General features: G+C 63.8%; 1 protein-coding gene. It reads left to right on the top strand.

The window, feature by feature from the left end; translation table 11 throughout:
- Positions 1 to 607, top strand: a 607-nt coding sequence (gene mnmC, locus L972_RS16945) for an FAD-dependent 5-carboxymethylaminomethyl-2-thiouridine(34) oxidoreductase MnmC (RefSeq protein ID WP_156127059.1), incomplete at its 5' end; no start/stop codon positions are given.
- Positions 608 to 644 lie beyond the last annotated feature (37 nt).

Raw genomic sequence — 644 nt, forward strand, 5'->3', positions numbered from 1 at the left:
CCAGTTGCCAGCACTGCTCCCCTTTGCCGAGCTGCCCCTCTATCCGGTGCGCGGTCAGGTGAGCCATGTGCCAACCACGGCCAGCTTGAGTCAGCTCAAGACCGTGCTCTGCTACGATGGCTACCTCACGCCAATGCATAACGATCAACACTGCATCGGCGCCAGTTATGGCCGCAACCAGAGCAGCCTTGAGTTTCGAGCCGAGGAGCAAATCCAGAATCAGGTGCGGTTGCAAGCCTGCCTGCCGGAGCAAACCTGGCCCGCCGAAGTGTATGTGAGCGGCAACGAGGCGCGCGTAGGGGTGCGTTGCGCCAGTCGGGATCACCTTCCGGTGGTGGGGCCAGTGGCCAGATTGCAAGGTCTGGCGGATCACTATGCGCAGCTGCAGCATGATCAGCACAACGCCCAGCCGCTCCCCCTTCACCCCGGCCTCTATGTGCTGGGGGCGCTCGGCTCTCGGGGCCTCTGCTCGGCGCCGCTCTGTGGTGAGCTGCTCGCCAGCGAGATCTGCGGCGATCCCCTGCCGCTGGCCGCCGATCTGCTGGAAGCGCTCCACCCTGCCCGTTACTGGGTACGCAAGCTGCTCAAAGGCAAGGCGCTGGTCTGAACCGGACTCTGCAAACAAATAGAATGGCCGCCCATCG

Origin of the sequence: Aeromonas sp. ZOR0001 (assembly GCF_000801015.1) — a bacterium.
Taxonomy (GTDB): domain Bacteria; phylum Pseudomonadota; class Gammaproteobacteria; order Enterobacterales; family Aeromonadaceae; genus Aeromonas; species Aeromonas veronii.